The sequence below is a fragment of the Streptomyces sp. NRRL WC-3618 genome (assembly GCF_001280005.1).
GTDB lineage: Bacteria > Actinomycetota > Actinomycetes > Streptomycetales > Streptomycetaceae > Streptomyces.
In genome coordinates this window covers 1-25,113 of record NZ_LGDW01000044.1, presented here as the reverse complement: position 1 = coordinate 25,113, position 25,113 = coordinate 1, and the positions used below count along the sequence as shown (strand labels likewise).

Here is a 25,113-nt window from a genome sequence, read left to right as displayed (position 1 = left end):
GTCACAGCCACCCCACCCCGATACGTCTCCCCCGTCCACGCATCCGTCCAGCCCGCCCCCGCCGGAAGATACGCCGTACGGCTCGTCGCACCCGCCGACAGAACCGGCGCGACCAGCAGGTCCGGACCGAAGAGATACGCGTCGTCGACCGACCACGTCTCCGGGTCGTCCGGGAACTCCAGGAACAGCGGCCGCATCACCGGCAACCCCTCCTCGTGCGCCTCGCGCATCACCCGCAGCACGTACGGCTTCAGCCGCTCCCGCAGCCGGACATACGACTCCAGGATCGCGCCGGCCTCCTCACCGTACGACCACACCTCGTTGGGACCGCCGGTCATGTCGGGCCCCAGCGGCATACCCGGGTCGCGGAAGCCGTGCAGCCGCATCAGCGGGGACAGCGCACCGAACTGGAACCAGCGGACCATCACCTCCCGGTACGCCGGGTCGTCCGGATCGCCGCCGTGGAAGCCGCCGATGTCGGTGTTCCACCAGGGGATGCCGGACAGGGCGGTGTTGAGACCGGCCGCGATCTGGCGGCGCAGCGTCGGGAAGTCGACGCCGATGTCACCGGACCACAGGGCGGCGCCGTAGCGCTGACTGCCCGCCCACGCCGAGCGGTTGAGGCTGATCACCTCGTCCTCGCCGGAGGCGATCAGGCCCTCGTAGAACGTGCGGGCGTTCTCCGCCGGGTACAGGTTGCCGACCTCCAGGCCGGGGCCCGCCCAGTACCGCAGGTTCTCCGGGAAGCCCGGCTTCAGCTCCGGCTCGCAGGCGTCCAGCCAGAAGGCCGTGATGCCGTACGGGGCAAGGTAGTTGTCGCGGACCTTGGACCAGAGGAACTCGCGGGCCTCCGGGTTCGTGGCGTCGTAGAACGCGACCTGGACGGTGGACGCGACACCCTTGTCCGGCCAGTCGGCGTGCGCCATCGGGCCGTACTGCGTGCCGATGAAGTAGCCGCGCTGCTCCATGAGTTCGTGGTTCTCGGACAGCGGCGACACCGAGGGCCACACGGAGACGACGAGTTTGACGCCCATCTCCTCCAACTCCCGGACCATGGCGGCCGGGTCGGGCCACTCCGCCGGGTCGAACTTCCACTCGCCCAGATGCGTCCAGTGGAAGAAGTCGCACACGATGGCGCGCAGGGGCAGCCCACGCCGCTTGTACTCCCTTGCCACGTCGAGGAGTTCGTCCTGCGTGCGGTAGCGCAGCTTGCACTGCCAGAAGCCCGCCGCCCATTCCGGCAGCATCGGCGTACGACCTGTCACCGCGCTGTAGCGCCGCTGCGCGTCGGCCGGCTGCCCGGCCGTGATCCAGTAGTCGATCTGCCGGGCCGAGTCCGCCACCCAGCGCGTCCCGTTGCCCGCCAGCTCCACCCGCCCGATCGCGGGGCTGTTCCACAGCAGGGTGTAACCCCGGCTGGAGGTGAGCACCGGCACGGACACCTCGGCGTTGCGCTGCACCAGGTCCAGCACGACACCCTTCTGGTCGAACAGCCCGTGCTGGTGCTGGCCGAGACCGTACAGCTTCTCGTCCTCGTAGGCGGCGAACCGCTGCTCCAGCCGGTGGTAGCCGTTGCCGACGGCCGTGTAGAGGCGCGAGCCCGGCCACCAGAAGTGCGCCCGCTCCTCGGCGAGCAGCTCGGCGGCGTCATCGGTGCGCAGGAAGCGGATCAGGCCCTCGGCGCTCACCTCGACGGTCAGCGCGCCGACGGTCAACTGCCCCTGCCCGTCCTCGATCTTGACGGTGTACGGCGTCGACTCCGGCTCGTCGAGGAGGGCACCCGGCAGCCCCTCCAGGACGGGCCCGCCGAGCCGTGTCCTGACCCGGACCGCGTCCGGTCCCCAGGGCTCTATCCGTACGGTCTCCTGACGGCCGCTCCACTCCAGCGCCCCGTCTCGCTCACGGAACGTACCGACGGTGGGGGAGGACTGCGCGAGGCTGACCGCGCCTGACAAGGGCAGGGTTTCGGCTGGCTGGTTCACGTGGCGGCTCCTGAAGGAAGGAGTGGGGGAGAGGGATCCGGTGCGGCTTCGCCGGACCGGGAAACAGGCAGGGCTCCCCCACACCCGCCGGACGTGGGGCCGGTGGGTGTGGGCGTTGAGTGTGTGAGTCGAAGGGGGAGTGGTGGTGGTCGGACCGGGAGGTGCCCGGTTCAGGAAGTGACCGGCGCCGGCCCTGTGCTCGCCCGCACCGTCAACTCGGGTGCGATCAGCGCGACTTCGTCGCTGCCGTGCCCGTCGAGCTTCGCGATCAGCAGTTCCACCGCCCGCCGCCCCATCTCCTGCGCCGGAATGGCGACGGACGTCAGCCGCACCGAGGCCTGGGTGGCGACCTGGTCCGGGCAGACCGCGATGACCGACACGTCCTCCGGCACCGCCCGTCCCTGCTGGCGCAGCAGCGCGAGCAGTGGCTCGACCGCCGCCTCGTTCTGCACGACGAACCCCGTGGTGCCCGGCCGTTCGTCGAAGATCCTGGCCAGGGTGACGGTCATCGCGTCGTACCCGCCCTCGCACGGCCGGTGCAGCACCCGCACCCCCAACTCCCTCGACCGGGTCCGGAGTCCGTCGAGCGTGCGCTCGGCGAAGCCGGTGTGCCGTTCGTAGACGGCGGGCGCCTCGCCGATGACAGCGATGTCGCGGTGCCCGAGCTTCGCGAGGTGCTCGGCGCACAGGGCGCCCGTCGCCCCGAAGTCGAGGTCGACGCAGGTCAGGCCCTCGGTGGCGGCCGGCAGCCCGATCAGCACCGACGGCTGGTCGGTGCCGCGCAGCAACGGAAGCCGCTCGTCGTCGAGTTCGACGTCCATCAGGATCATCGCGTCGGCGAGCCCGCTGCCGGTCACCCGGCGCACGGCGTCGGGGCCCTCCTCGCCGGTGAGCAGGAGGACGTCGTACCCGTGTGTGCGGGCGTTGGTGGCGACCGCGATGGCGATCTCCATCATCACCGGCACGTACATGTCCGTACGCAGCGGGACCATCAGAGCGATGATGTTGGAACGGTTGCTGGCCAGCGCCCGGGCACCCGCGTTCGGGTGGTATCCGAGCTGTTGGATGCTCTGCTCGACCCGCTGCCGGGTGCTCACGGAGATGGACCGCTTGCCGCTGAGGACATAGCTCACCGTGCTCGCCGAGACTCCGGCGTGCTGGGCGACCTCGGCGAGAGTGACCATCCAGCTCTCCAAGTATTGTGTGAAGCGCTTCGACAGTGCGCGTAACGGATGACAGTGACGGGTGACAGCGAGTGAGGGATGGAACGACAGTATCCCCACCCGGAGTGAGTGTCCATATGTTGTCGAAGCGCTTCGACAACGATTTTCGAGGCTTTTTCAGCCGTCACGGCTACTTTCGCACTGTGCGGTGTCCACTGGGGAGTGCCCGTCGGATCCCGGTGGCCGCCGGACGGCCGCGCGAGGACTGGTGAGGTCGCCCGTTATCGGGTACCAACGATCGAGTAGCACTGATCAGTTCCGTACGGTCCCCAAGATCCCGATTCGCGGCGAGGTGTGCCTCATGTCCGCAAGCCCAGTCAAACCCACCGCCCAGCCCACGGCCCAAGCCGGCGCCCCACCCACCGTCAAACCCCACGTCACCGAGCGGGAGGCCCGCCAGGTGGCGGAGGCCGCCCGGGAACAGGGCTGGCGAAAGCCCAGCTTCGCCAAGGAACTGTTCCTCGGCCGCTTCCGGCTCGATCTCATCCACCCGCACCCGCTCCCGCCCTCCGAGGACGCGCGGCGCGGCGAGGAGTTCCTCGCCAGGCTGCGCGAGTTCTGCGAGACGAAAATCGACGCGGCCCGGATCGAGCGCGAGGCCCGGATCCCGGACGAGGTGATCAACGGGCTCAAGGAGCTCGGCGCCCTCGGCATGAAGATCGACACCAAGTACGGCGGCCTCGGCCTCACCCAGGTGTACTACAACAAGGCGCTCGCCCTGGTCGGCTCCGCGAACCCGGCGCTCGGCGCGCTGCTCTCCGCCCATCAGTCGATCGGCGTACCGCAGCCGCTGAAACTTTTCGGCACCCAGGAACAGAAGGACGAGTTCCTGCCGCGCTGCGCCCGCACCGACATCTCCGCGTTCCTGCTGACGGAGCCGGACGTCGGCTCCGACCCGGCGCGGCTGGCCACCAGCGCGGTACCGGACGGCGACGACTACATCCTGGACGGGGTCAAGCTCTGGACGACCAACGGGGTCGTCGCCGACCTCCTCGTCGTCATGGCCCGCGTACCGAAGTCCGAGGGCCACAAGGGCGGGATCACCGCGTTCGTCGTCGAGACCGCCTCCGAGGGCGTCACCGTCGAACACCGCAACGCCTTCATGGGCCTGCGCGGCCTGGAGAACGGCGTCACCCGCCTCCACCGGGTGCGCGTCCCGGCCGCCAACCGGATCGGCCCCGAGGGCGCGGGCCTGAAGATCGCCTTGACGACTCTGAACACGGGCCGGCTGTCGTTGCCCGCGATGTGCGTGGGCGCCGGGAAGTGGTGTCTGAAGATCGCCCGGGAGTGGTCGGGCGTACGGGAGCAGTGGGGCAGGCCGGTCGCGCTGCACGAGGCGGTCGGCGCGAAGATCAGCTTCATCGCGGCCACCACCTTCGCCCTTGAGGCCGTCGTGGACCTCTCCTCCCAGATGGCCGACGAGAACCGCAACGACATCCGCATCGAGGCCGCCCTCGCCAAGCTGTACGGCTCCGAGATGGCCTGGCTGATGGCCGACGAACTCGTCCAGATCCGCGGCGGACGCGGTTTCGAGACCGCCGAGTCGCTCGCCGCCCGCGGGGAACGGGCGGTCCCCGCCGAACAGATGCTGCGCGACCTGCGTATCAACCGCATCTTCGAGGGCTCGACGGAGATCATGCACCTGCTGATCGCCCGCGAGGCGGTCGACGCCCATCTGACGGTCGCCGGGGACCTCATCGACCCCGACAAGTCGCTGTCGGACAAGGCACGGGCGGGCGCGAACGCCGGTGTCTTCTACGCCAAGTGGCTGCCGAAGCTCGTCACGGGTGCAGGTCAACTGCCCATCTCCTACAGCGAGTTCAAGCACGAGGTCGACCTCTCGCCGCATCTGCGGTACGTCGAGCGAAGCGCCCGCAAACTGGCCCGCTCCACCTTCTACGCCATGTCCCGCTGGCAGGGCCGGATGGAGACCAAGCAGGGCTTCCTCGGCCGGATCGTCGACATCGGCGCCGAACTGTTCGCGATGAGCGCGGCCTGCGTACGCGCCGAACTCCTGCGCACCCAGGGCTCCAACGGCCGCGAGGCCTACCAACTCGCCGACGTCTTCTGCCGCCAGGCCCGCGTCCGCGTCGAGGAACTCTTCGGCCGGCTGTGGAACAACACCGACGACCTCGACCGCGCGGTGGTCAAGGGCGTCCTCACCGGTACGTACACCTGGCTGGAGCAGGGCGTCGTCGACCTCTCGGGCGAGGGCCCCTGGATCGCGGACGCCACCCCGGGCCCCACCACCCAGGAGAACGTCCACCGCCCCATCCGCTGAGGTGCATGTCGCCCGGCGCGGTTCCTCGCGCCCCAGGGGCGCGAGGAACCGCGCGACAAGGCCCCCCCACTACCCGCAGATCCCACTATCCGCAGATAAGGAACCGCCCGTTCAGCGGAGCGTCTAGCACCACTTGTCGCTGGGGTCGCTGGTCGTCCACTTGCAGTCGTCGACCTTCGTGCCGTTCGCTCTCGTCAGGATCGCCGTGTCGCTGGTGTTGTTCCAGACGTAGGCGCGCCGGTTCTGGAACTTGGACGTCGTGGTGTCCCTGCCGCTGCCCGTGTGGATCTTCATGGTCTTACCCGCGCCTATCCTCAGACTGGCGAAGGGGTACTTGTGATTGGCGACATCCTTCAGGACCCAGCCCCGGAGCGAAATGGCCGCAGAGCTGGTGTTCTTGATCTCCACCCACTCCCCGTTGAGGGAGGCGTTGGAGCGGTTGTCGGAACCCGGACTGTCGAACCACACGTGCCGGATGACCACGCCGCCGGCCGCCTGGGCCGGAGTGCTCACCACCGCGCAGGTCAGGGCGACGGCGCCCGCGAGAGCGGGCAGGGCAAGGCGTCGAATACGCATAGAGATCCCCCAAGGACTTCGTCCACGACTGACCGGTCGTCCACCGGCCAGGAAAGAAGTGTTATCACACGATCTTTATGTGGGTTTCGCTTATGAACACTTCGGCCTTGAGGACGCCCTGTCCTCACTGCCGGCGGCAACGGCCACAATGGAGAGATGACCGACAGTCCAGCCCCACTCGCAGACCCGCACCTCGTCTTCGACCCCGTCGCCGCGGACGGCTCCCGGGACGTGGTGATCCTCGGTTCCACCGGGTCGATCGGCACCCAGGCCATCGATCTCGTGCTGCGCAACCCGGACCGCTTCCGGGTCACCGGGCTCTCCGCCGCGGGTGGTCGGATCGAGCTCCTCGCCGAACAGGCGCACCAACTGCGCGTGCGCACGGTCGCGGTGGCCCGTCAGGACGCCGTACCCGCCCTGCGCGAGGCACTGTCCGCGCGGTACGCCACCGGGGAGCCGCTCCCCGAGATCCTCGCCGGACCGGACGCGGCCACCCACCTCGCCGCCACCGCCTGCCACACGGTGCTGAACGGCATCACCGGATCGATCGGCCTCGCCCCCACGCTCGCCGCCCTGGAGGCGGGCCGCACCCTCGCGCTCGCCAACAAGGAGTCGCTCATCGTCGGCGGCCCGCTGGTGAAGGCGCTCGCCAAGCCGGGCCAGATCATCCCGGTCGACTCGGAGCACGCGGCCCTGTTCCAGGCGCTGGCGGCCGGCACCCGCGCCGATGTGCGCAAGCTCGTCGTCACGGCGTCCGGCGGCCCGTTCCGCGGCCGTACGAAGGCGCAGCTGGCCGACGTGACGGTTGAGGACGCGCTCGCGCACCCCACCTGGGCGATGGGCCCGGTGATCACGATCAACTCCGCGACGCTCGTCAACAAGGGGCTGGAGGTGATCGAGGCACACCTGCTCTACGACATTCCCTTCGACCGCATTGAGGTGGTCGTGCATCCGCAGTCGTATGTCCACTCGATGGTTGAGTTCACGGACGGATCGACACTGGCCCAGGCCACGCCCCCCGACATGCGTGGCCCTATCGCGATCGGCCTCGGCTGGCCCGCGCGGGTCCCCGACGCGGCGCCCGCGTTCGACTGGACCAAGGCGTCGACCTGGGAGTTCTTCCCCCTGGACACGGAGGCGTTCCCCTCGGTCGGCCTCGCCCGGCACGTCGGGCAGCTCGCGGGCACGGCCCCCGCGGTGTTCAATGCGGCGAACGAGGAGTGCGTGGAGGCGTTTCGCAGCGGCGGACTGCCCTTCAACGGGATCATGGAGACCGTGACCAGGGTCGTCGAGGAACACGGCACACCCCGTACGGGAACTTCCCTGACCGTGGCGGACGTCCTTGAGGCGGAGACCTGGGCACGGACGAGGACCCGGGAACTGACCGGGCAGACGAAGAAACAGCAAGCGAACACCCAGCAAGCGGCGGAGGCCCGTGCATGACGGCACTGATGATGATCCTCGGCATAGTCGTCTTCGTGATCGGCCTGCTCGTGTCGATCGCCTGGCACGAGCTGGGGCATCTGTCCACGGCGAAGCTGTTCGGCATCCGCGTACCGCAGTACATGGTCGGCTTCGGGCCGACGATCTGGTCGCGCAACAAGGGCGAGACCGAGTACGGCATCAAGGCGATCCCGTTCGGCGGCTACATCCGCATGATCGGTATGTTCCCGCCGGGCCCGGACGGCCGCATCGAGGCCCGCTCGACGTCCCCCTGGCGCGGAATGATCGAGGACGCGCGCGCCCAGTCCTACGAGGAACTGCTGCCGGGTGACGAGAAGCGCCTGTTCTACACGCGCAAGCCGTGGAAACGCGTCATCGTGATGTTCGCGGGCCCGTTCATGAACCTGATCCTCGCGGTCGCCCTGTTCCTGACCGTGCTGATGGGCTTCGGCGTCTCGCAGCAGACCACCAGCGTCAGCTCGGTCTCCAAGTGCGTCATCGCCCAGAGCCAGGGCCGTGACGACTGCCGCAAGACCGACGCGGCGTCCCCGGCCGCAGCGGCGGGCCTCAAGGCGGGCGACAAGATCCTCTCCTTCGGCGGGGTCCAGGTCGACACCTGGAACCGGCTCTCGGACGAGATCCGCGCCAACCCCGGCAAGGAGGTGGCGATCGTCGTCGAACGCAAGGGCGCGGACGTCACCCTCCACGCGAAGATCGCCACGAACCAGGTCGCGAAGAAGGACTCCAGCGGCCAGATCGTCAAGGGCAAGTACGTCACGGCCGGCTTCCTCGGCTTCAGCGCGGCCAGCGGCATCGTCCGCCAGGACTTCGGTGACTCGCTGACCTGGATGGGCGACCGGATGGGCGAGGCCGTCGACTCCATCGCCAGCCTGCCCGGCAAGATCCCCGCCCTGTGGAACGCCGCCTTCGACGGCGGCGAACGCGCGGCGGACTCCCCGATGGGCGTGGTCGGGGCGGCACGCGTGGGCGGCGAGATCTTCACCCTGGACATCCCGCCCACCCAGCAACTGGCGATGGCACTGATGCTGGTGGCGGGCTTCAACCTGTCCCTCTTCCTCTTCAACATGCTCCCGCTGCTGCCGCTCGACGGCGGCCATGTCGCGGGCGCCCTGTGGGAGTCGCTGCGACGGAACCTGGCGAGGGTGCTCAAGCGCCCGGACCCGGGCCCGTTCGACGTGGCGAAGCTGATGCCGGTCGCCTATGTGGTGGCGGGGATCTTCATCTGCTTCACGCTCCTCGTCCTGGTGGCGGATGTGGTCAACCCGGTGCGCATCTCGTAGCCGAACTGCGTTCGCTACGGGTTCGCCAGGCATTCGCTATGCATTCGCGACGGCCGGGCACGGTGGGAGAACCCCACCCTGCCCGGCGGTTCCCCAATGAGTGGGTTTACGTGCGGGATGTGCTCGGGCCTGGGCACGTGCCGTAATCTCAAAGCCTGGAGCCCGCTGTTCCCGGGACCGGACCTTGAAACACAACTTGGGGTTGCACAGCAGATGACTGCGATTTCTCTCGGCATGCCGTCCGTTCCGACCAAGCTCGCCGAACGCCGGAAGAGCCGACAGATCCAGGTCGGTTCGGTGGCCGTGGGCGGAGACGCTCCGGTGTCGGTGCAGTCGATGACGACGACGCGTACGTCGGACATCGGCGCCACGCTTCAGCAGATCGCCGAACTCACCGCGTCCGGCTGCCAGATCGTCCGCGTCGCGTGCCCCACGCAGGACGACGCGGACGCGCTGGCGACCATCGCGCGCAAGTCGCAGATCCCGGTCATCGCCGACATCCACTTCCAGCCGAAGTACGTGTTCGCCGCGATCGACGCCGGCTGCGCCGCCGTCCGCGTGAACCCCGGCAACATCAAGCAGTTCGACGACCAGGTCAAGGAGATCGCCCGCGCCGCCAAGGACCGCGGCACGCCGATCCGCATCGGCGTCAACGCCGGCTCCCTCGACCAGCGGCTCCTGAAGAAGTACGGCAGGGCCACCCCCGAGGCGCTCGTCGAGTCGGCGCTGTGGGAGGCGTCGCTCTTCGAGGAGCACGACTTCCGGGACATCAAGATCTCCGTCAAGCACAACGACCCGGTGATCATGGTCAACGCCTACCGTCAGCTCGCGGCGGCCTGCGACTACCCCCTCCACCTGGGCGTGACCGAGGCGGGCCCGGCCTTCCAGGGCACGATCAAGTCGGCCGTCGCCTTCGGCGCGCTGCTCAGCGAGGGCATCGGCGACACGATCCGCGTCTCCCTGTCCGCGCCGCCGGTCGAGGAGATCAAGGTCGGCAACCAGATCCTGGAGTCGCTGAACCTCCGCCAGCGCGGCCTGGAGATCGTCTCGTGTCCGTCCTGCGGCCGCGCCCAGGTCGACGTCTACAAACTGGCCGAGGAGGTCACCGCCGGCCTCGAGGGCATGGAGGTCCCGCTGCGCGTCGCGGTCATGGGCTGCGTGGTGAACGGCCCCGGCGAGGCCCGCGAGGCCGACCTCGGGGTCGCCTCCGGCAACGGCAAGGGGCAGATCTTCGTGAAGGGCGAGGTCATCAAGACGGTCCCCGAGTCGAAGATCGTCGAGACCCTGATCGAGGAGGCGATGAAGATCGCCGAACAGATGGAAGCGGACGGAATCGCTTCCGGCGAACCGTCGGTGTCCGTAGCGGGCTGACGTCCCGTCCTTCTGGGGCTCCGCCCCAGACCCCGCTCCTCAAACGCCGGACGGGCTGAGTAGTCAGCCCGTCCGGCGTTTGAGGACGAGGACCCTTCAGGGCCGAAGCGGAGGTCTGGGGGCGGCAGCCCCCAGTCACGGCAACACCAACCCACGCTCACCGCCGACCGAACGGCACCGAACACAGGGCGGCGCCGCCAAGCATCCGCAGGTACAGTGCGGGGATCAGCAGACCGCATTGGTGAGGCCCCGCACGTGTTGACGCAGACCACCTCCCGGGTTCTCGAACCGGGCGACCTGGACGCCGCGCTCGCCGTCCTCGGCCGCGAGCCGGTCGCGAACGCCTTCGTGACCGCTCGCGTCCAGATCGCCGGCCTCGACCCCTGGCGCCTCGGCGGCGAGATGTGGGGCTGGTACGAGGACGGCATGCTCACCAGCCTCTGCTACGCGGGTGCCAACCTCGTCCCGATCTGCGCCACCCCCCGCGCCGTACGCGCCTTCGCCGACCGGGCCAGGCGAGCCGGCCGCCGCTGCTCCTCCATCGTCGGCCCCGCCGAAGCCACCACTCAACTGTGGCGGCTGCTCGAACCGAGCTGGGGCCCGGCCCGGGAAGTCCGCCGCCACCAGCCCCTGATGGTCACCGACCGGCTGCCCGATCCGGCCATCGTCGCCCCCGATCCGTACGTCCGCCGCATTCGCAAGGACGAGATGGACGCGATCATGCCGGCGTGCGTGGCCATGTTCACCGAGGAGGTCGGAATCTCGCCACTCGCGGGCGACGGCGGCCTCCTCTACCAGGCCAGGGTCGCCGAACTGGTCGGCTCCGGCCGCTCCTTCGCCCGCCTGGACGAGCACGGCAGGGTCGCCTTCAAGGCCGAGATCGGCGCCGCGACCGCGCAGGCCTGCCAGATCCAGGGCGTGTGGGTGGCCCCCGAATACCGGGGCCTGGGCCTCGCGGCCCCCGGCATGGCCGCCGTACTGCGCTACGCCCTCGAGGACGTCGCGCCGGTGGTCAGCCTGTATGTGAACGACTTCAACACCGCCGCGCGCCGGACGTACCTGAGGGTGGGCTTTCAGGAGGTCGGCGCGTTCATGAGCGTCCTGTTCTGAAACGACCGCCGTTGTCCGGGCGACCCGGGACGACCCGGGGCGACCCGGGGGACGAGGCTCAGCCACATCCGCCCCGCTCCCGCCGAGCGGCCTCCGCACCCCCTGTAGTCTCCCGACATGCCGCGCTTCCCCGGTCAGGGCCACCGTTCCCCCCGCCGTCACGACGTGGTCGTCGGCCCCCTCGACCTCGCCGCCCGGGTCGACGAGGCGCTCGCCGTCCAGGCCGTGGCGTTCGGACTCGGCGCCGACGAAGTCGCCGTACGCAGGCAGATCGTCCTGCGGCATCTGACCTACCCCGGCGCCCGCGCCCTCGGCGCGACCACCCCCGAGGGACGGCTCGCCGGGTTCGTGTACGGCATGCCGAACGACCGTACGCACTGGTGGTCCACCGTCGTCGAGCCGTATCTGCGCAGGCAGGGCCACGACGCATGGCTCGACGACTCCTTCGTGATCACCGAACTGCACGTCCACCCGACCTACCAGAACATCGGCGTCGGCCGAGCCCTCATCACCGCCATCACCGACGGCGCCGCCGAACCCCGCTCGATCCTCTCCGCGATCGACATGGACAGCCCGGCCCGCGGCCTCTACCACTCCCTCGGCTACGAGGACCTGGCCCGCCAGGTCCTCTTCCCCAGCGCCCCGAAGCCGTACGCCGTGATGGGCGCCCCGCTGCCGCTGCGCCGCAGGTAGGCCTGACCGCACGGGCGTACCGATTTCCACCGCCCCGCACCCCCCGGTTAACCTCCTGCCATCACCCTTACGCAGCAGGAGTCGAGAATCATGGCCCAGGCCCAGGTCCAGCGCATGTCCCGTTTGATGGTCAAGACACTGCGTGACGACCCGGCCGACGCCGAGGTGCTCAGCCACAAGCTGCTGGTCAGGGCCGGTTATGTGCGCCGTACCGCCGCCGGTCTGTGGTCGTGGCTCCCGCTCGGCAAGAAGGTCCTGGCCAACGTCGAGCGCGTCGTCCGCGAGGAGATGGACGCCATCGGCGCCCAGGAGGTGACGCTGCCCGCCCTGCTGCCGAGGGAGCCGTACGAGGCGACCGGCCGCTGGGAGGAGTACGGCCCCGAGCTGTTCCGCCTCAACGACCGCAAGGGCGGCGACTACCTCCTCGGCCCGACCCACGAGGAGATCTTCACCCTGCTGGTCAAGGACCAGTGCACGTCCTACAAGGACCTGCCGGTGATCCTCTACCAGATCCAGAACAAGTACCGCGACGAGGCCCGCCCGCGCGCCGGCATCCTGCGCGGCCGCGAGTTCCTGATGAAGGACTCCTACTCCTTCGACACCGAGGACGAGGGCCTGGCCCAGTCGTACGCCCTGCACCGCGAGGCGTACCAGAAGATCTTCGCGCGCCTCGGCCTCGACTACCGCATCTGCGCCGCCACCGCGGGCGCCATGGGCGGCTCCAAGTCCGAGGAGTTCCTCGCCCCGGCCGCCGCCGGCGAGGACACCTTCGCCGACTGCCCCACCTGCGACTACGCTGCCAACACCGAGGCGATCACGTACGCGCTCCAGCCGGTGGACGGGTCGGCCGTCCCCGCCCTGGAGGAGATCCCCACCCCCGAGACCCCGACCATCGAGACGCTCGCCGCGTACCTGAACGTGGCCGCCTCCGCCACGCTCAAGAACCTGCTGATCAAGGTGGACGGCGAGATCGTCGCGATCGGCGTACCCGGTGACCGCGAGGTCGACCTGGGCAAGGTCGAGGCGCATTTCGCACCCGCCCCCGTCGAACTCGTCACCGCCGAGGACTTCACCGGCCGTGACGACCTCGTACGGGGTTACGTGGGCCCGCAGGGCCTGGAGAAGGTCCGCTACTTCGCCGACCCGCGCATCGCCCCCGGCACCGCCTGGATCACCGGCGCCAACAAGGACGGCCTGCACGCGAAGAACGTCGTCGCCGGCCGTGACTTCGAGGTCGACGAGTACATCGACTCCGTCGTGGTCCAGGACGGCGACCCCTGCCCCGCCTGCGGCACCGGCCTCAAGCTGGACCGCGCCATCGAGATCGGCCACATCTTCCAGCTCGGCCGCAAGTACGCCGACGCGCTCAGCCTCGACGTCCTCGGCCAGCAGGGCAAGCCGGTCCGCGTGACCATGGGCTCGTACGGCATCGGTGTCTCCCGCGCGGTCGCGGCCCTCGCCGAGCAGCACGCCGACGAGCAGGGCCTGTGCTGGCCCAAGGAGATCGCCCCGGCCGACGTCCATGTCGTCGCCGCCGGCAAGGCCCTCCAGACCGAACTGGCCCTGGACGTCTCCGAGAAGCTGGCCGCGGCCGGCGCCCGCGTCCTGGTCGACGACCGCGCCGGTGTCTCCCCGGGCGTCAAGTTCACGGACGCCGAGCTGATCGGCGTACCGAAGATCCTGGTGGCGGGCCGCCGTTCGGCCGAGGGCGTCCTCGAACTGAAGGACCGCCGCACGGGAGAGCGCGAGGAACTGACGGTCGAGGAAGCGATCGCCCGTCTGACCGCCACTGCCTGAGCGGAAGCGGGAGCCGCCGACGTCACCCGGTCCTGACCATCGAACTCAGGACCGGGTGACGCGCCCTTCAGGGGCGCGGGAAACTGCGCGACGAACCCCCACCGGCCCGCAGCCTCACAGCCACCCGGCGAACTCCAGCAACAACTCCGCGTCCCGCCGACGCCCCACACGAAGGGCCCGAACCCCCGACTCCACCGCGCGGAACAACGTCCACCCCCGCAGCCGCTCCTGATCCACGTCCAACGACTCGGCGAGCCGCTTCACCCGCCGCCGAGTGATCGCCGCCCCCGACGGCGACGCGATCAGATCCTCCACCCGGTCCCGAACCAGCCGCGCCAGATCGAACGCGCACTCACCGACCACCGGATCCGGCCCCACCGCCAGCCACGGCATCCGCTCCGCCGCCAGCGCCTTGCTCTGCCGGAACGTCCCGTGCAGCAACCGCGTCTCGGGCGGCGCGACCAGCAACTCCGCACGCGCGGCCAGCGCCGCCTCGACCAGCGCCGCCACCTGCGCGTCCGCACCGGCGCTCGCCGCCATCGCCTCGGCCTGCCGCCCGGTCCGCGCGGCCACCGTCTCGAACATGGCCGCCGAACCGGCGGGCGGCTCGACCCACAGCCGCCGCAGCGTCCCGGCCGCCTCCAGCAGCGCCTTCGCCTCGGGCAGCGACCGCACCGACACATCCGGGTGCAACCGTTCGAGCAACAGCACTCCCTCGTCGCCGGGGCCGGCGGCGGGCTCCAGCAATTGCACCGCACCCGCCCCGCCCCAGTGCGCCAGCGCGGCCCGCTCACTCTCCGGCCGGGCCCGGTGGGGCGCGAGCTTCAGGACGGCGGGCGTACCGTCAGCCCGCCGCACCAGCACGACCAGACTGCTGCGACCGCCCGGAACCTGTACCCGTTCCACGCTCAACCCGCGTAGATCCACGGCCTGTTGAGCCGCCACGGGCAGCCGCGCAAGCCAGTCGTCACCGTCCGGTCCCGTCTCGCCAAGCGCCCTCACCAGACGGGGCGGCGGTTCGAAAGCCATGCGCGAGTCGTCCTTCCGGTGGGCGGGATGCGGCACGGGCTACGCCGTGGGTGTCGCCGTGGCAGGCGCCGACGCGGCGTCGGCCCGCTCGGCGAGACCAGGGAAGGGTACGCTCCCGCCCCGCCAGCGCACCGCCCGCACCGCGGCCTCCCGCAGCCCCTCGGCGCCCGTCCGGCGCCGCTCGCCCATGGCTGCCCGCACCAGGTCGGAGTACACCCCGGCGACCCGCTCCTCCAGGTCGGCCGCGAGGCGGAGGGCGCCGACGGAGTCCGACACGGGAAACGGCAGGGCGTATCCGGCGGCCGCCGCCACCGGTGTACCCCCGAGGGCCCGCACCGCGCGCGCCAGCTCGTCGCGCCGGGCCCGATGGGCGTCGTACGCGGCCCGCGCCTCGCTCCGGCGGGCCTCGCCGATCAGTCCGCCGACGACTCCGTACCCGTACACCGCCGCGTGCTCGGCGCCCAGGGCGGCCTGCAGCGCCGTCAGCTCGCCGGTGTCCTTGTCCTTCTCCGCCCGCTCCGTCAACGTCGAATCAGCCCCGCTCACTTCGCGCCCTCCGTCAGCAGAAACACATGCGCGGCCCCGGCGGCCGCCACCGAGGCCAGCAGCCGCGCCAGCTCACCCGGCACATCGAGGAGCGCCTTCGTACGCCGGTCCACGAGCGCCCGTTCGGCGGCGGCGAGCCCGACGAGGGCCTCCCGCTCGGTAGTTGGCGCCACAGAAGCCGAAGCCGAAGACGACGCGGATCCCGACGCGGATGCCGGGGCCGGTGTTGACGTGGGCGTCGGTGTTGGTGTCGGTGGGGGTGTTGGCCTGCCGCCCCCGAACGCCTCCGCGTGGCGCACGACTTCGGCCCGTAGCTGCGACAGCGGCTCCGCCAGCGCCGGAAACGCGGCGATCGCCGCGTCGTACTGCCGGACGAGCCCCGCGCTGTCGTGCGCCGCACGCGCGCGTGCGCGTTCGGCGGCCGACGGGCTGCCGGCGCTCGTGGTGCTCTTGTCGGGCTCGGCGGAGCAGCCCACGAGGAGGGCGGCGCCCGCGGCCGAGGCGAGCAGGGTCCTTCGGCGCGGACCCGGAGGGGTGTGCGGCGGCGGGGGGAACGGCACGGCAGACGTCCTCGCAGGGCTCGTACGAACGGAACACCAGGGAAGGGCAGCAAGCCCGTGATCACGGTACCCGCGCCCCGGCCCACCACCCGCCACCGGCGCAGCCGGGCGACGGGCGGCGCCGAGGTGGACGGCAACACCCTCCGGGACCGGATACCCTTTGACCTGACACGCGACCTACCCACAACAGCACACGCGGCCGAGGAGTCACCCGGATGAGCACCACCCAGAGCGAGAGGCTTCGAGAGCTCCTGGAGCCGCTCGTCAGCTCGCAGGGTCTCGATCTCGAAGAGATCGCAGTGGAGTCCGTCGGCCGCAAGAGAGTGCTGCGGGTCGTCGTCGACTCGGACGACGGTGCCGATCTGGACGCGGTCGCCGATGTGAGCCGCGCGCTCTCGGCGAAGCTCGACGAAACGGACGCGATGGGCGCGGGGGAGTACACCCTCGAGGTCGGCACCCCCGGCGCCGAACGCGCACTCACCGAGCACCGGCACTACGTACGTGCCGTCGACCGGCTGGTGAAGTTCCAGCTCACCGAGGGCGGCGGCGAAGTGGTCGCCAGGATCCTGACCGTGGACGACGACGGCATGGACCTCGAAGTGCCGGGCGTGAAGGGCCGCAAGGCCACCGCCCGCAGGCTCGCCTTCGGCGACATCGACAAGGCCCGCGTCCAGGTCGAGTTCAACCGCAAGGACAAGCAGGGCGAGCAGGACATGCAGCAGGACGAGCAGGACGAGCAGGACATGACGGAAGAGGAGGAGGCGTAGCCGTGGACATCGACATGAGTGCCCTGCGGGGCTTGGTGCGGGAGAAGGAGATCTCCTTCGACCTGCTGGTCGAGGCGATCGAGTCGGCCCTCCTCATCGCTTACCACCGCACCGAGGGAAGCCGCCGCCACGCGCGCGTGAAGCTCGACCGGGAGACCGGTCATGTGACCGTGTGGGCGAAGGAGGACCCCCAGGAGCTGGAGGAGGGGCAGGAGGCACGCGAGTTCGACGACACGCCGTCGGACTTCGGCCGGATCGCCGCCACCACCGCCAAGCAGGTGATTTTGCAGCGCCTGCGGGACGCCGAGGACGACGCGACGCTCGGCGAGTACGCGGGCCGCGAGGGCGACATCGTCACCGGTGTCGTCCAGCAGGGCCGCGACCCGAAGAACGTGCTGGTCGACATCGGCAAGCTGGAGGCCATCCTGCCGGTGCAGGAGCAGGTTCCCGGCGAGACCTACCAGCACGGGCTGCGGCTGCGGTCGTACGTCGTACGGGTGGCGAAGGGCGTGCGCGGTCCGTCCGTCACCCTCTCGCGCACGCACCCCAACCTGGTGAAGAAGCTCTTCGCGCTGGAGGTGCCCGAGATCGCCGACGGTTCCGTCGAGATCACGGCCATCGCGCGTGAGGCCGGCCACCGCACGAAGATCGCGGTGCGGTCGACGCGCAGCGGCCTGAACGCCAAGGGCGCCTGCATCGGCCCCATGGGCGCCCGGGTGCGCAGCGTCATGGCCGAACTGAACGGCGAGAAGATCGACATCGTCGACTGGTCGGACGACCCGGCCGACATGGTGGCGAACGCGCTGTCCCCCGCCCGGGTCAACAAGGTGGAGGTCGTCGACCTCGCCGCCCGCTCCGCGCGCGTGACGGTCCCCGACTACCAGCTGTCGCTGGCGATCGGCAAGGAGGGCCAGAACGCCCGCCTCGCGGCCAGGCTCACCGGCTGGCGGATCGACATCCGGCCGGACACCGAGCCTTCCGACCAGCCCTCCGAGCGGGTCGCCGAGAGGCCCCAAGGCCGTTCCCGGGACTAGCCGGGGAATAGATCCAAGCCGCAGGTGGCTGAGATCACGACAACAGCCGTTCGATTCTTGCCCCAAAGGGGTGAGGTCGCTGCGGGGAGGTAGACTTAGGAGTGTCTGGCCGGACGCGTGCCCGCGTATGCCCTGAACGCACCTGTGTGGGGTGTCGGGAGCGAGCGGCCAAGAAGGATCTGCTGCGCATCGTGGCGGTCGAGGGTGAATGCGTCCCCGATCATCGCGGTACGCTGCCCGGCCGGGGTGCGTACATGCATCCCGCGCAGGCCTGTCTCGACCTGGCGGTACGCCGCCGGGCGTTCACACGGGCACTGCGTGCCCCGGGAGTGCTCGACACCGTGGCGTTGCGCCAATACGTCGAGCAGGCAACACCGTAAAACGTGTCGCACGGAACCCCGTGCGGCTCTGGTACCCCCGCGAGTTGGAAGTAGGTCGAGATTGCGATGAGCACTCGATGAGCACGCGATGAGTACGCCCATGAAGTAGCGACGGTCCGGCCGCAACCCGGACCTAAAAGGAGCGAAGTGGCTAAGGTCCGGGTATACGAACTCGCCAAGGAGTTCGGGGTGGAGAGCAAGGCCGTCATGGCCAAGCTCCAGGAACTCGGTGAATTCGTCCGATCGGCATCCTCGACGATCGAGGCGCCGGTAGTACGCAAGTTGACAGACGCCTTCCAGGGCGGGAGCAGCGCCAAGCCCGGCGCCCCGCGCAAGGCTGCCCCCAAGCCCGGTGCGCCCTCCCCGGCGCAGTCGGCCCGTCCGGCTGCCCCGCGGCCGCCGGCCCCCAAGCCCGCCGTGGCCGAGCGCCCCGCGGCGCCCGCCGCGCCGAGCGCGCCGGTCACCCCGGTGACTCCGGTCACGCCGGCCCCCCAGGGCTCGCGTCCGACGCCGGGCCCCAAGCCCGCGCCGAAGCCGGCCCCCGCGGCGCCGACCACGCCGGAGTTCACCGCTCCGCCGTCGGCCCCGGTCGCGCCGGCCGCCTCGCAGGCTCCGCGTCCCAGCGGTGCCCGTCCCGGTGCCCCGCGTCCCGCCGGTGCCCGTCCCTCGGGTCCCGGTCAGGACCGTGGCCAGGGCCAGGACCGCGGTCAGGACCGTGGCCAGGGCCGTAGTGAGCGTCCGGGCGCCCCGCGTCCGGGTGGCCAGGGCGCGCCGCGTCCCGGCGGTGCCCGTCCCGCGGGTCCGCGTCCGGGCAACAACCCCTTCACGTCCGGCGGTTCCACCGGCATGGCGCGTCCGCAGACGCCCCGTCCCGGCGGTGCCCCGCGTCCCGGTGGCGCTGGTGGCCCCGGTGCTCCCGGTGGCGCTCCGCGTCCGCAGGGCGCCGGTGGCGGCCAGGGTGCTCCCCGTCCGCAGGGTGCGGGTGGCGCGCGTCCGACTCCGGGCGGCATGCCCCGTCCGCAGGGTGGTCCCGGTGGCGCTCCGCGTCCCGGCGGCGGCCCCGGCGGCAACCGTCCCAACCCCGGCATGATGCCGCAGCGTCCCGCTGCGGGCAGCCCGCGTCCCGGCGGTGGCCCTGGTGGCCGCGGTCCCGGTGGCGGTGGCGGTCGTCCCGGTGGTCCCGGTGGCGCCGGTGGCGGTCGTCCCGGTGGCGGCGGCTTCGCCGGCCGTCCGGCCGGTCCCGGTGGCGGTGGCGGCGGTTTCGCCGGCCGTCCCGGTGGTCCGGGTGGCGGTGGCGGCGGTTTCGCCGGCCGTCCGGGTGGTCCCGGTGGTGGCGGCGGCGGTCGTCCCGGCTTCGGCGGTCGTCCCGGTGGTCCGGGTGCCCGTGGTGGCACGCAGGGTGCCTTCGGTCGTCCCGGTGGTCCCGCGCGTCGTGGTCGCAAGTCGAAGCGTCAGAGGCGCCAGGAGTACGAGGCCATGCAGGCCCCGTCGGTCGGCGGCGTCATGCTGCCTCGCGGCAACGGACAGTCCGTCCGCCTGTCGCGTGGTGCTTCCCTGACCGACTTCGCCGAGAAGATCGGCGCCAACCCGGCGTCGCTCGTCGGCGTGATGATGAACCTCGGCGAGATGGTCACCGCCACGCAGTCCGTCTCCGACGAGACGCTGAGGCTCCTCGCGGACGAGATGAACTTCGTCCTCGAGATCGTCAGCCCGGAGGAGGAGGACCGCGAGCTGCTCGAGTCCTTCGACATCGAGTTCGGTGAGGACGAGGGTGGCGAGGAGTTCCTCGTCGCGCGTCCGCCGGTCGTGACCGTCATGGGTCACGTCGACCACGGTAAGACCCGCCTCCTCGACACCATCCGCAAGACGAACGTGGTCGCGGGCGAGGCCGGCGGTATCACGCAGCACATCGGTGCGTACCAGGTCACGACTCAGGTCAACGACGAAGAGCGCAAGATCACCTTCATCGACACCCCGGGTCACGAGGCGTTCACCGCCATGCGTGCCCGTGGTGCCAAGTCGACCGACATCGCGATCCTCGTGGTGGCGGCCAACGACGGTGTGATGCCCCAGACGATCGAGGCGCTGAACCACGCCAAGGCGGCCGACGTGCCGATCGTGGTCGCGGTCAACAAGATCGACGTCGAGGGCGCCGACCCGACCAAGGTCCGCGGTCAGCTGACCGAGTTCGGTCTGGTGGCCGAGGAGTACGGCGGCGACACGATGTTCGTCGACATCTCCGCCAAGCAGGGCCTCAACATCGAGGCTCTTCTGGAGGCCGTGGTCCTCACCGCGGACGCCTCGCTCGACCTGCGGGCCAACCCGGAGCAGGACGCGCAGGGTATTGCGATCGAGTCCCACCTCGACCGCGGCCGTGGTGCCGTTTCGACGGTCCTGGTCCAGCGCGGCACGCTGCGCATCGGCGACACCATGGTGGTCGGCGACGCGTACGGCCGTGTCCGGGCGATGCTCGACGACAACGGCAACAACCTCGAGGAAGCGGGTCCCTCGACCCCCGTCCTGGTCCTGGGTCTCACCAACGTCCCGGGCGCCGGCGACAACTTCCTGGTTGTCGACGAGGACCGTACGGCGCGTCAGATCGCCGAGAAGCGGGCGGCGCGCGAGCGCAACGCCAACTTCGCCCGCCGGGGTGTCCGGTTCTCCCTGGAGAACCTGGACGAGGCCCTCAAGGCCGGTCTGGTGCAGGAACTCAACCTCATCATCAAGGGCGACGCGTCCGGTTCGGTGGAGGCTCTCGAGTCCTCGCTGCTCCAGCTCGACGTCGGCGAAGAGGTCGACATCCGCGTCCTGCACCGCGGTGTGGGTGCGGTCACCGAGTCGGACATCGACCTGGCGACCGGCTCCGACGCCATCGTCATCGGCTTCAACGTCCGCGCTGCGGGCCGCGCGGCGCAGATGGCGGAGCGCGAGGGCGTCGACGTCCGCTACTACTCGGTGATCTACCAGGCCATCGAGGAGATCGAGGCGGCCCTCAAGGGCATGCTCAAGCCGGAGTACGAAGAGGTCGAGCTCGGTACGGCGGAGATCCGCGAGGTCTTCCGTTCGTCCAAGCTGGGCAACATCGCCGGTGTGCTGGTCCGCTCCGGCGAGGTCAAGCGCAACACCAAGGCGCGGTTGCTGCGCGATGGCAAGGTCATCGCGGAGAGCCTCACCATCTCCGGTCTGCGTCGCTTCAAGGACGATGTCACCGAGATCCGCGAAGGGTTCGAGGGCGGTATCAACCTCGGCAACTTCAACGACATCAAGGTCGACGACGTCATCGCGACGTACGAGATGCGGGAGAAGCCGCGCGGCTGAGCAAGACGGTAAGTGGTTCAGGCTGGCCGGCGGGGAGAAGTCCCCGCCGGCCGGGGTTTGGGGGGGGGGGGGTGGGGGGGCACCCCCCCCGAGGTTGGGACGGGTAGGGGCGGCGGGGGCGACAACAATCCCGTCGAGCCACCGGCCCGTTGGATGTACCGTTCCTGATGTCCCCGCCCACACCGCCGGCGGGGCCATCGATCCCGCACCGGCGGGTCATCCGGATACACATATGTACGTGGGGACTCTGTCCTTCGACCTCCTGCTCGGCGACGTACGCTCGCTGAAGGAGAAGCGCTCCGTCGTCCGCCCGATCGTCGCCGAACTCCAGCGCAAGTACGCGGTGAGTGCGGCCGAGGTCGAGCACCTGGACCTGCACCGCAGAGCCGGCATCGGCCTGGCGGTGGTGGCGGGGGACACGGGGCACATCACCGACGTGCTGGACCAGTGCGAGCGACTGGTCGCCGGCCGCCCCGAGGTGGAACTGCTGTCCGTACGACGGCGCCTCCACGGCGACGACGACTGACACCGGCAGCGGTGACACCGACGACCGGCCGGCCAGTCGCACAGCCGCACACAGACGAACAACCTGCGAGTACGCAGAACAGAAAGAACGGGAGACGGACCAGTGGCCGACAACGCGCGGGCGAAGAGGTTGGCTGACCTCATCCGAGAGGTGGTGGCCAAGAAGCTGCTGCGTGGGATCAAGGACCCGCGGCTCGGCACCCAGGTCACCATCACGGACACCCGGGTCACCGGGGACCTCCGGGAAGCGACCGTCTTCTACACGGTGTACGGGGGCGAGGAGGAGCGGGCAGCAGCAGCCGCCGGCCTGGAGAGCGCCAAGGGCGTTCTGCGCTCCGCCGTCGGTCAGGCCGCAGGCGTGAAGTTCACGCCGACCCTGACCTTCGTCGCGGACGCCCTCCCGGACACATCCAAGAAGATCGAGGACCTCCTCGACAAGGCCCGCGCCTCCGACGAGCAGGTGCGCCAGGCGTCCGCGGGCGCGGCGTTCGCCGGGGACGCGGACCCGTACAAGAAGCCGGACGACGAGGACGACACCGCCGAATGACGCAGAAGAACACCAGGACGCCCGACGGGCTTGTCATTGTCGACAAGCCGTCGGGCTTCACTTCGCATGACGTCGTCGCCAAGATGCGCGGCATCGCCCGCACCCGCCGCGTCGGACACGCCGGCACCCTCGACCCCATGGCCACGGGCGTGCTCGTCCTCGGGGTGGAGCGGGCGACCAAGCTCCTCGGCCACCTCGCGCTGACCGAGAAGGAGTACGTGGGCACGGTCCGCCTCGGACAGAACACGCTCACCGACGACGCCGAGGGGGACATCACCTCCTCCACCGACGCCTCCCAGGTCACCCGCGAGGCCATCGACGCCGGCGTCGCCAAGCTGACCGGCCGCATCATGCAGGTCCCGTCCAAGGTCAGCGCCATCAAGATCGACGGCGTGCGTTCCTACAAGCGGGCCCGCGAGGGCGAGAACTTCGAGATCCCGGCCCGCCCGGTCACCGTCTCCTCCTTCGCGGTGTACGACGTCCGGGAGGAGGTCGCGGCCGACGGCACCCCCGTACTCGACCTGGTCGTGTCGGTGGTGTGCTCCTCCGGTACGTACATCCGCGCACTGGCCCGGGACCTGGGCGCCGACCTCGGTGTCGGCGGTCACCTCACCGCGCTGCGCAGGACGCGGGTCGGCCCGTACAAGCTGGACGGGGCCCGCACGCTCGACCAGTTGCAGCAGGAGCTGACGGTGATGCCGATCGCCGACGCGGCCACCGCCGCGTTCCCGCGCTGGAACGTGGACGAGCGCCGGGCGCGGCTGCTCACGAACGGCGTACGGCTGGAGATGCCCGAGGAGTACTCGGGTGTCGGCGCCGTGGCCGTGTTCGATCCCGCCGGGCAGCTCCTCGCCCTGGTGGAGGAGGAGAAGGGCAAGGCGAAGAGCCTCGCGGTCTTCGTCTGAGACGGCCGTTGCCGCGCCGTGGAGCGGCGATCACGGGGGCACGTTCCCGCCGCTCCACGGTTCCCCCTCGGTTCCCCCACTCAGAGGTGTATCCACCCCTCAGGATTCATTCACCCGTCCGGGCAGGCGCTCGGAGTGAACCGAGGGAGCGGGAGGGGGCGCGTTCGCCGCAAGCCCTGTCCTGCTGATCATTGATTGCCTACCGTCGAAGTAGACGCGTGCGTACCCAGGCTCGCGTGTTCGGCGGGGAGGTCGACGATGACGGGACGGGGCCCGCGCGCCGGGGGCGGCCGTCGGCCGTCGGCCGGCGCGCCCGAGGCGCGAGACGGCGAAGCGGCGGCGGAACCTGCCGACAAGTCGCTCGTACGGGTGTGTGACCTGGCCGGACGCCCACGCGGTGTGGGCTTCGTGGCCGACCACCACGGCACACTGATCACCAGCCACGAGGCGGTCGACGGCCTGGCCCGGCTGGTCCTGCACAGCGCCGCCGAGCGTACGTGCGTGGTGTCGACGGCGGATGCGGTGACCGCCCTTCCGGCCCTCGGCCTGGCCCTCGTACACACCGAGGGGCTGGGTGCGGACCCACTCCCCATCTCCGTACGGGACCGGGTCGCGACCGGCACGTATGTACGGATCGTGGCGGGCGGCTGGCGCGAAGCGCGCGTGCTCGGTACGACCGACGTCAGGTACACGGCCACCGACCGCTTCCATCTCCTCGCCGACGCCCTTGAGTTGGCCATCGGCACGGCGGGCAGCGACGCACTGCGCCTGGGCGGCGGCGCGGCCGGGGGACCGGTGCTCGACCGTGCGACGGGAGCTGTGCTGGGCGTCCTGGGCACCGCCCTGCTGCCGGAGCCCACCGAAGCGCCAGGAGAACCCGCCGGACACCGCGCGGCCGGGTTCGCCCTCCCACTGCGGGAGAGGCAGACAGACGGGCTCGGCCCGCTCGCCGACCTCCTCGCCCGCAACGCGGCGACAGTGCCCGCGTACGGCGCCGACCTCAATCTCGCCGGTGTCCTGGAGCTCACAGCCACCTCGGTGGGCTCGGACGGACCGCCGGGCGCGCTGACGGGCTTCGTGGGGCGTACGTCGGGCGGTGTGGACGCGGGTGCGGTCGAGCCGGTCGAACGGGCCGAACTGGCAAGGGAGTTGAAGGCGTTCACCGACGCACGCGAGACCCAGGCCGTCGTTCTCGGCCTCGTCGGGGCCCCGGGCAGCGGCCGTACGACGGAACTCGCGGCCCTCGCCGCCCGCCGCCACCGGGAGCCGGAACCGGCCCCCACCCTGTGGCTGCGCGGCGCCGACCTGAGCGACGACGACACGTCGGTGGCGGACGCGGCGCAGCGCGCGCTGGACCGGGCGGCCCGGATCGTGGCCGCGTCGGGCGGGTACGGCGCCGGCCTGGGCGACATCACCCCGGAGCGCCTGGCCCATTTCGCCCACCGGACCGGCCGCCCCCTGGTCCTCCTCCTGGACGGCCCCGAGGAAATGCCCCCGCGCCTGGCCCACCGCGCCCAGGACTGGACGAGGGCAACGGAGAACTGGCTCCACAAAGCGAACGCCCGCTTGGTGATGGCCTGCCGCCCGGAGTACTGGGAGTCTCTGGCCCGTCCGGCGTTTGAGGACGAGGCCGTCCAGGCCGAAGGAGGGTCCGGGGGCGCAGCCCCCGGAGACGGGACGGGTAGGGGCGGCGGGGGCGAAAATCCCCAACGCCCACCCCACCCC

At 70.7% G+C, this 25,113-nt stretch carries 21 protein-coding genes; 15 read left to right on the top strand and 6 right to left on the bottom strand.

Features of this window, described 5'->3' with window-relative positions; all coding sequences use genetic code 11:
* On the bottom strand, window positions 1–1,982 hold a 1,982-nt coding region (locus ADL01_RS06785), incomplete at its 3' end, for a TIM-barrel domain-containing protein (protein WP_053740986.1).
* Between the two features lie 170 nt (window positions 1,983–2,152).
* Window positions 2,153–3,166, bottom strand: coding sequence for a LacI family DNA-binding transcriptional regulator (locus ADL01_RS06780; protein WP_053740985.1), 1,014 nt, complete (start codon window positions 3,164–3,166; stop codon window positions 2,153–2,155).
* Between the two features lie 340 nt (window positions 3,167–3,506).
* On the opposite strand from ADL01_RS06780, the gene ADL01_RS06775 reads away from it, so the two are divergent.
* Entirely contained in the window at window positions 3,507–5,486 is a 1,980-nt protein-coding gene (locus ADL01_RS06775; RefSeq protein WP_053740984.1) for an acyl-CoA dehydrogenase family protein, read from the top strand.
* A 123-nt stretch (window positions 5,487–5,609) separates the two neighbouring features.
* Here the strand turns inward: ADL01_RS06775 and ADL01_RS06770 are convergent, their stop codons facing one another.
* Entirely contained in the window at window positions 5,610–6,062 is a 453-nt protein-coding gene (locus ADL01_RS06770) for a lamin tail domain-containing protein (RefSeq protein WP_053740983.1), read from the bottom strand.
* A 156-nt stretch (window positions 6,063–6,218) separates the two neighbouring features.
* Here ADL01_RS06770 and dxr point away from each other — a divergent pair, with 156 nt between their 5' ends.
* From dxr to ADL01_RS06740, 6 genes are all read left to right on the top strand, one after another.
* Window positions 6,219–7,505 carry a 1-deoxy-D-xylulose-5-phosphate reductoisomerase gene (gene dxr / locus ADL01_RS06765; protein ID WP_053740982.1) on the top strand — a complete coding sequence of 429 codons (1,287 nt, stop codon included), beginning with the start codon at window positions 6,219–6,221 and terminating at the stop codon, window positions 7,503–7,505.
* Window positions 7,506–7,513: 8 nt separating this feature from the next.
* Window positions 7,514–8,806: a M50 family metallopeptidase gene (locus ADL01_RS06760; RefSeq protein ID WP_199834774.1), complete on the top strand. Its 1,293-nt coding sequence runs from the start codon at window positions 7,514–7,516 to the stop codon at window positions 8,804–8,806.
* A 213-nt stretch (window positions 8,807–9,019) separates the two neighbouring features.
* On the top strand, window positions 9,020–10,177 hold the full coding sequence (ispG, locus tag ADL01_RS06755) for a flavodoxin-dependent (E)-4-hydroxy-3-methylbut-2-enyl-diphosphate synthase (protein WP_053740980.1): 1,158 nt from the start codon (window positions 9,020–9,022) through the stop codon (window positions 10,175–10,177).
* 255 nt (window positions 10,178–10,432) lie between these two features.
* A complete protein-coding gene (locus ADL01_RS06750) occupies window positions 10,433–11,287 on the top strand; it encodes a GNAT family N-acetyltransferase (protein ID WP_053740979.1) in 855 nt (284 codons plus the stop codon).
* Between the two features lie 117 nt (window positions 11,288–11,404).
* Window positions 11,405–11,980: a GNAT family N-acetyltransferase gene (locus ADL01_RS06745; RefSeq protein WP_053740978.1), complete on the top strand. Its 576-nt coding sequence runs from the start codon at window positions 11,405–11,407 to the stop codon at window positions 11,978–11,980.
* Between the two features lie 90 nt (window positions 11,981–12,070).
* On the top strand, window positions 12,071–13,777 hold the full coding sequence (locus ADL01_RS06740) for a proline--tRNA ligase (protein WP_053740977.1): 1,707 nt from the start codon (window positions 12,071–12,073) through the stop codon (window positions 13,775–13,777).
* Window positions 13,778–13,891: 114 nt separating this feature from the next.
* Here ADL01_RS06740 and ADL01_RS06735 read toward each other — a convergent pair whose 3' ends face one another.
* Genes ADL01_RS06735 through ADL01_RS06725 form a run of 3 tightly spaced genes read right to left on the bottom strand, consistent with a single transcriptional unit; the run spans window position 13,892 to window position 15,912 of the window.
* Window positions 13,892–14,806 carry an aminoglycoside phosphotransferase family protein gene (locus tag ADL01_RS06735; protein ID WP_053740976.1) on the bottom strand — a complete coding sequence of 305 codons (915 nt, stop codon included), beginning with the start codon at window positions 14,804–14,806 and terminating at the stop codon, window positions 13,892–13,894.
* A 39-nt stretch (window positions 14,807–14,845) separates the two neighbouring features.
* A complete protein-coding gene (locus ADL01_RS06730) occupies window positions 14,846–15,352 on the bottom strand; it encodes a ferritin-like domain-containing protein (protein WP_420719689.1) in 507 nt (168 codons plus the stop codon).
* Entirely contained in the window at window positions 15,349–15,912 is a 564-nt protein-coding gene (locus tag ADL01_RS06725; protein WP_053740974.1) for a hypothetical protein, read from the bottom strand. The genes ADL01_RS06730 and ADL01_RS06725 overlap by 4 nt, the downstream gene beginning before the upstream one ends.
* A gap of 215 nt (window positions 15,913–16,127) precedes the next feature.
* Here ADL01_RS06725 and rimP point away from each other — a divergent pair, with 215 nt between their 5' ends.
* The 8 genes from rimP to ADL01_RS06685 all read left to right on the top strand — a co-directional run.
* On the top strand, window positions 16,128–16,679 hold the full coding sequence (gene rimP / locus ADL01_RS06720) for a ribosome maturation factor RimP (protein WP_053740973.1): 552 nt from the start codon (window positions 16,128–16,130) through the stop codon (window positions 16,677–16,679).
* Window positions 16,680–16,681: 2 nt separating this feature from the next.
* Window positions 16,682–17,713 carry a transcription termination factor NusA gene (gene nusA, locus ADL01_RS06715; RefSeq protein WP_053740972.1) on the top strand — a complete coding sequence of 344 codons (1,032 nt, stop codon included), beginning with the start codon at window positions 16,682–16,684 and terminating at the stop codon, window positions 17,711–17,713.
* A gap of 101 nt (window positions 17,714–17,814) precedes the next feature.
* Window positions 17,815–18,093 carry a YlxR family protein gene (locus ADL01_RS06710; RefSeq protein ID WP_078960357.1) on the top strand — a complete coding sequence of 93 codons (279 nt, stop codon included), beginning with the start codon at window positions 17,815–17,817 and terminating at the stop codon, window positions 18,091–18,093.
* 147 nt (window positions 18,094–18,240) lie between these two features.
* On the top strand, window positions 18,241–21,411 hold the full coding sequence (gene infB, locus ADL01_RS41465) for a translation initiation factor IF-2 (protein ID WP_078960356.1): 3,171 nt from the start codon (window positions 18,241–18,243) through the stop codon (window positions 21,409–21,411).
* 232 nt (window positions 21,412–21,643) lie between these two features.
* Window positions 21,644–21,937: a DUF503 domain-containing protein gene (locus ADL01_RS06700; protein WP_053740969.1), complete on the top strand. Its 294-nt coding sequence runs from the start codon at window positions 21,644–21,646 to the stop codon at window positions 21,935–21,937.
* A gap of 102 nt (window positions 21,938–22,039) precedes the next feature.
* Window positions 22,040–22,483: a 30S ribosome-binding factor RbfA gene (gene rbfA, locus ADL01_RS06695; RefSeq protein ID WP_053740968.1), complete on the top strand. Its 444-nt coding sequence runs from the start codon at window positions 22,040–22,042 to the stop codon at window positions 22,481–22,483.
* Window positions 22,480–23,388: a tRNA pseudouridine(55) synthase TruB gene (gene truB, locus ADL01_RS06690; protein ID WP_053740967.1), complete on the top strand. Its 909-nt coding sequence runs from the start codon at window positions 22,480–22,482 to the stop codon at window positions 23,386–23,388. Before rbfA ends, truB begins: the two co-directional genes overlap by 4 nt.
* 258 nt (window positions 23,389–23,646) lie before the next feature.
* The coding region (locus ADL01_RS06685) for a trypsin-like peptidase domain-containing protein (protein ID WP_324614581.1) at window positions 23,647–25,113 on the top strand (1,467 nt) is incomplete at its 3' end.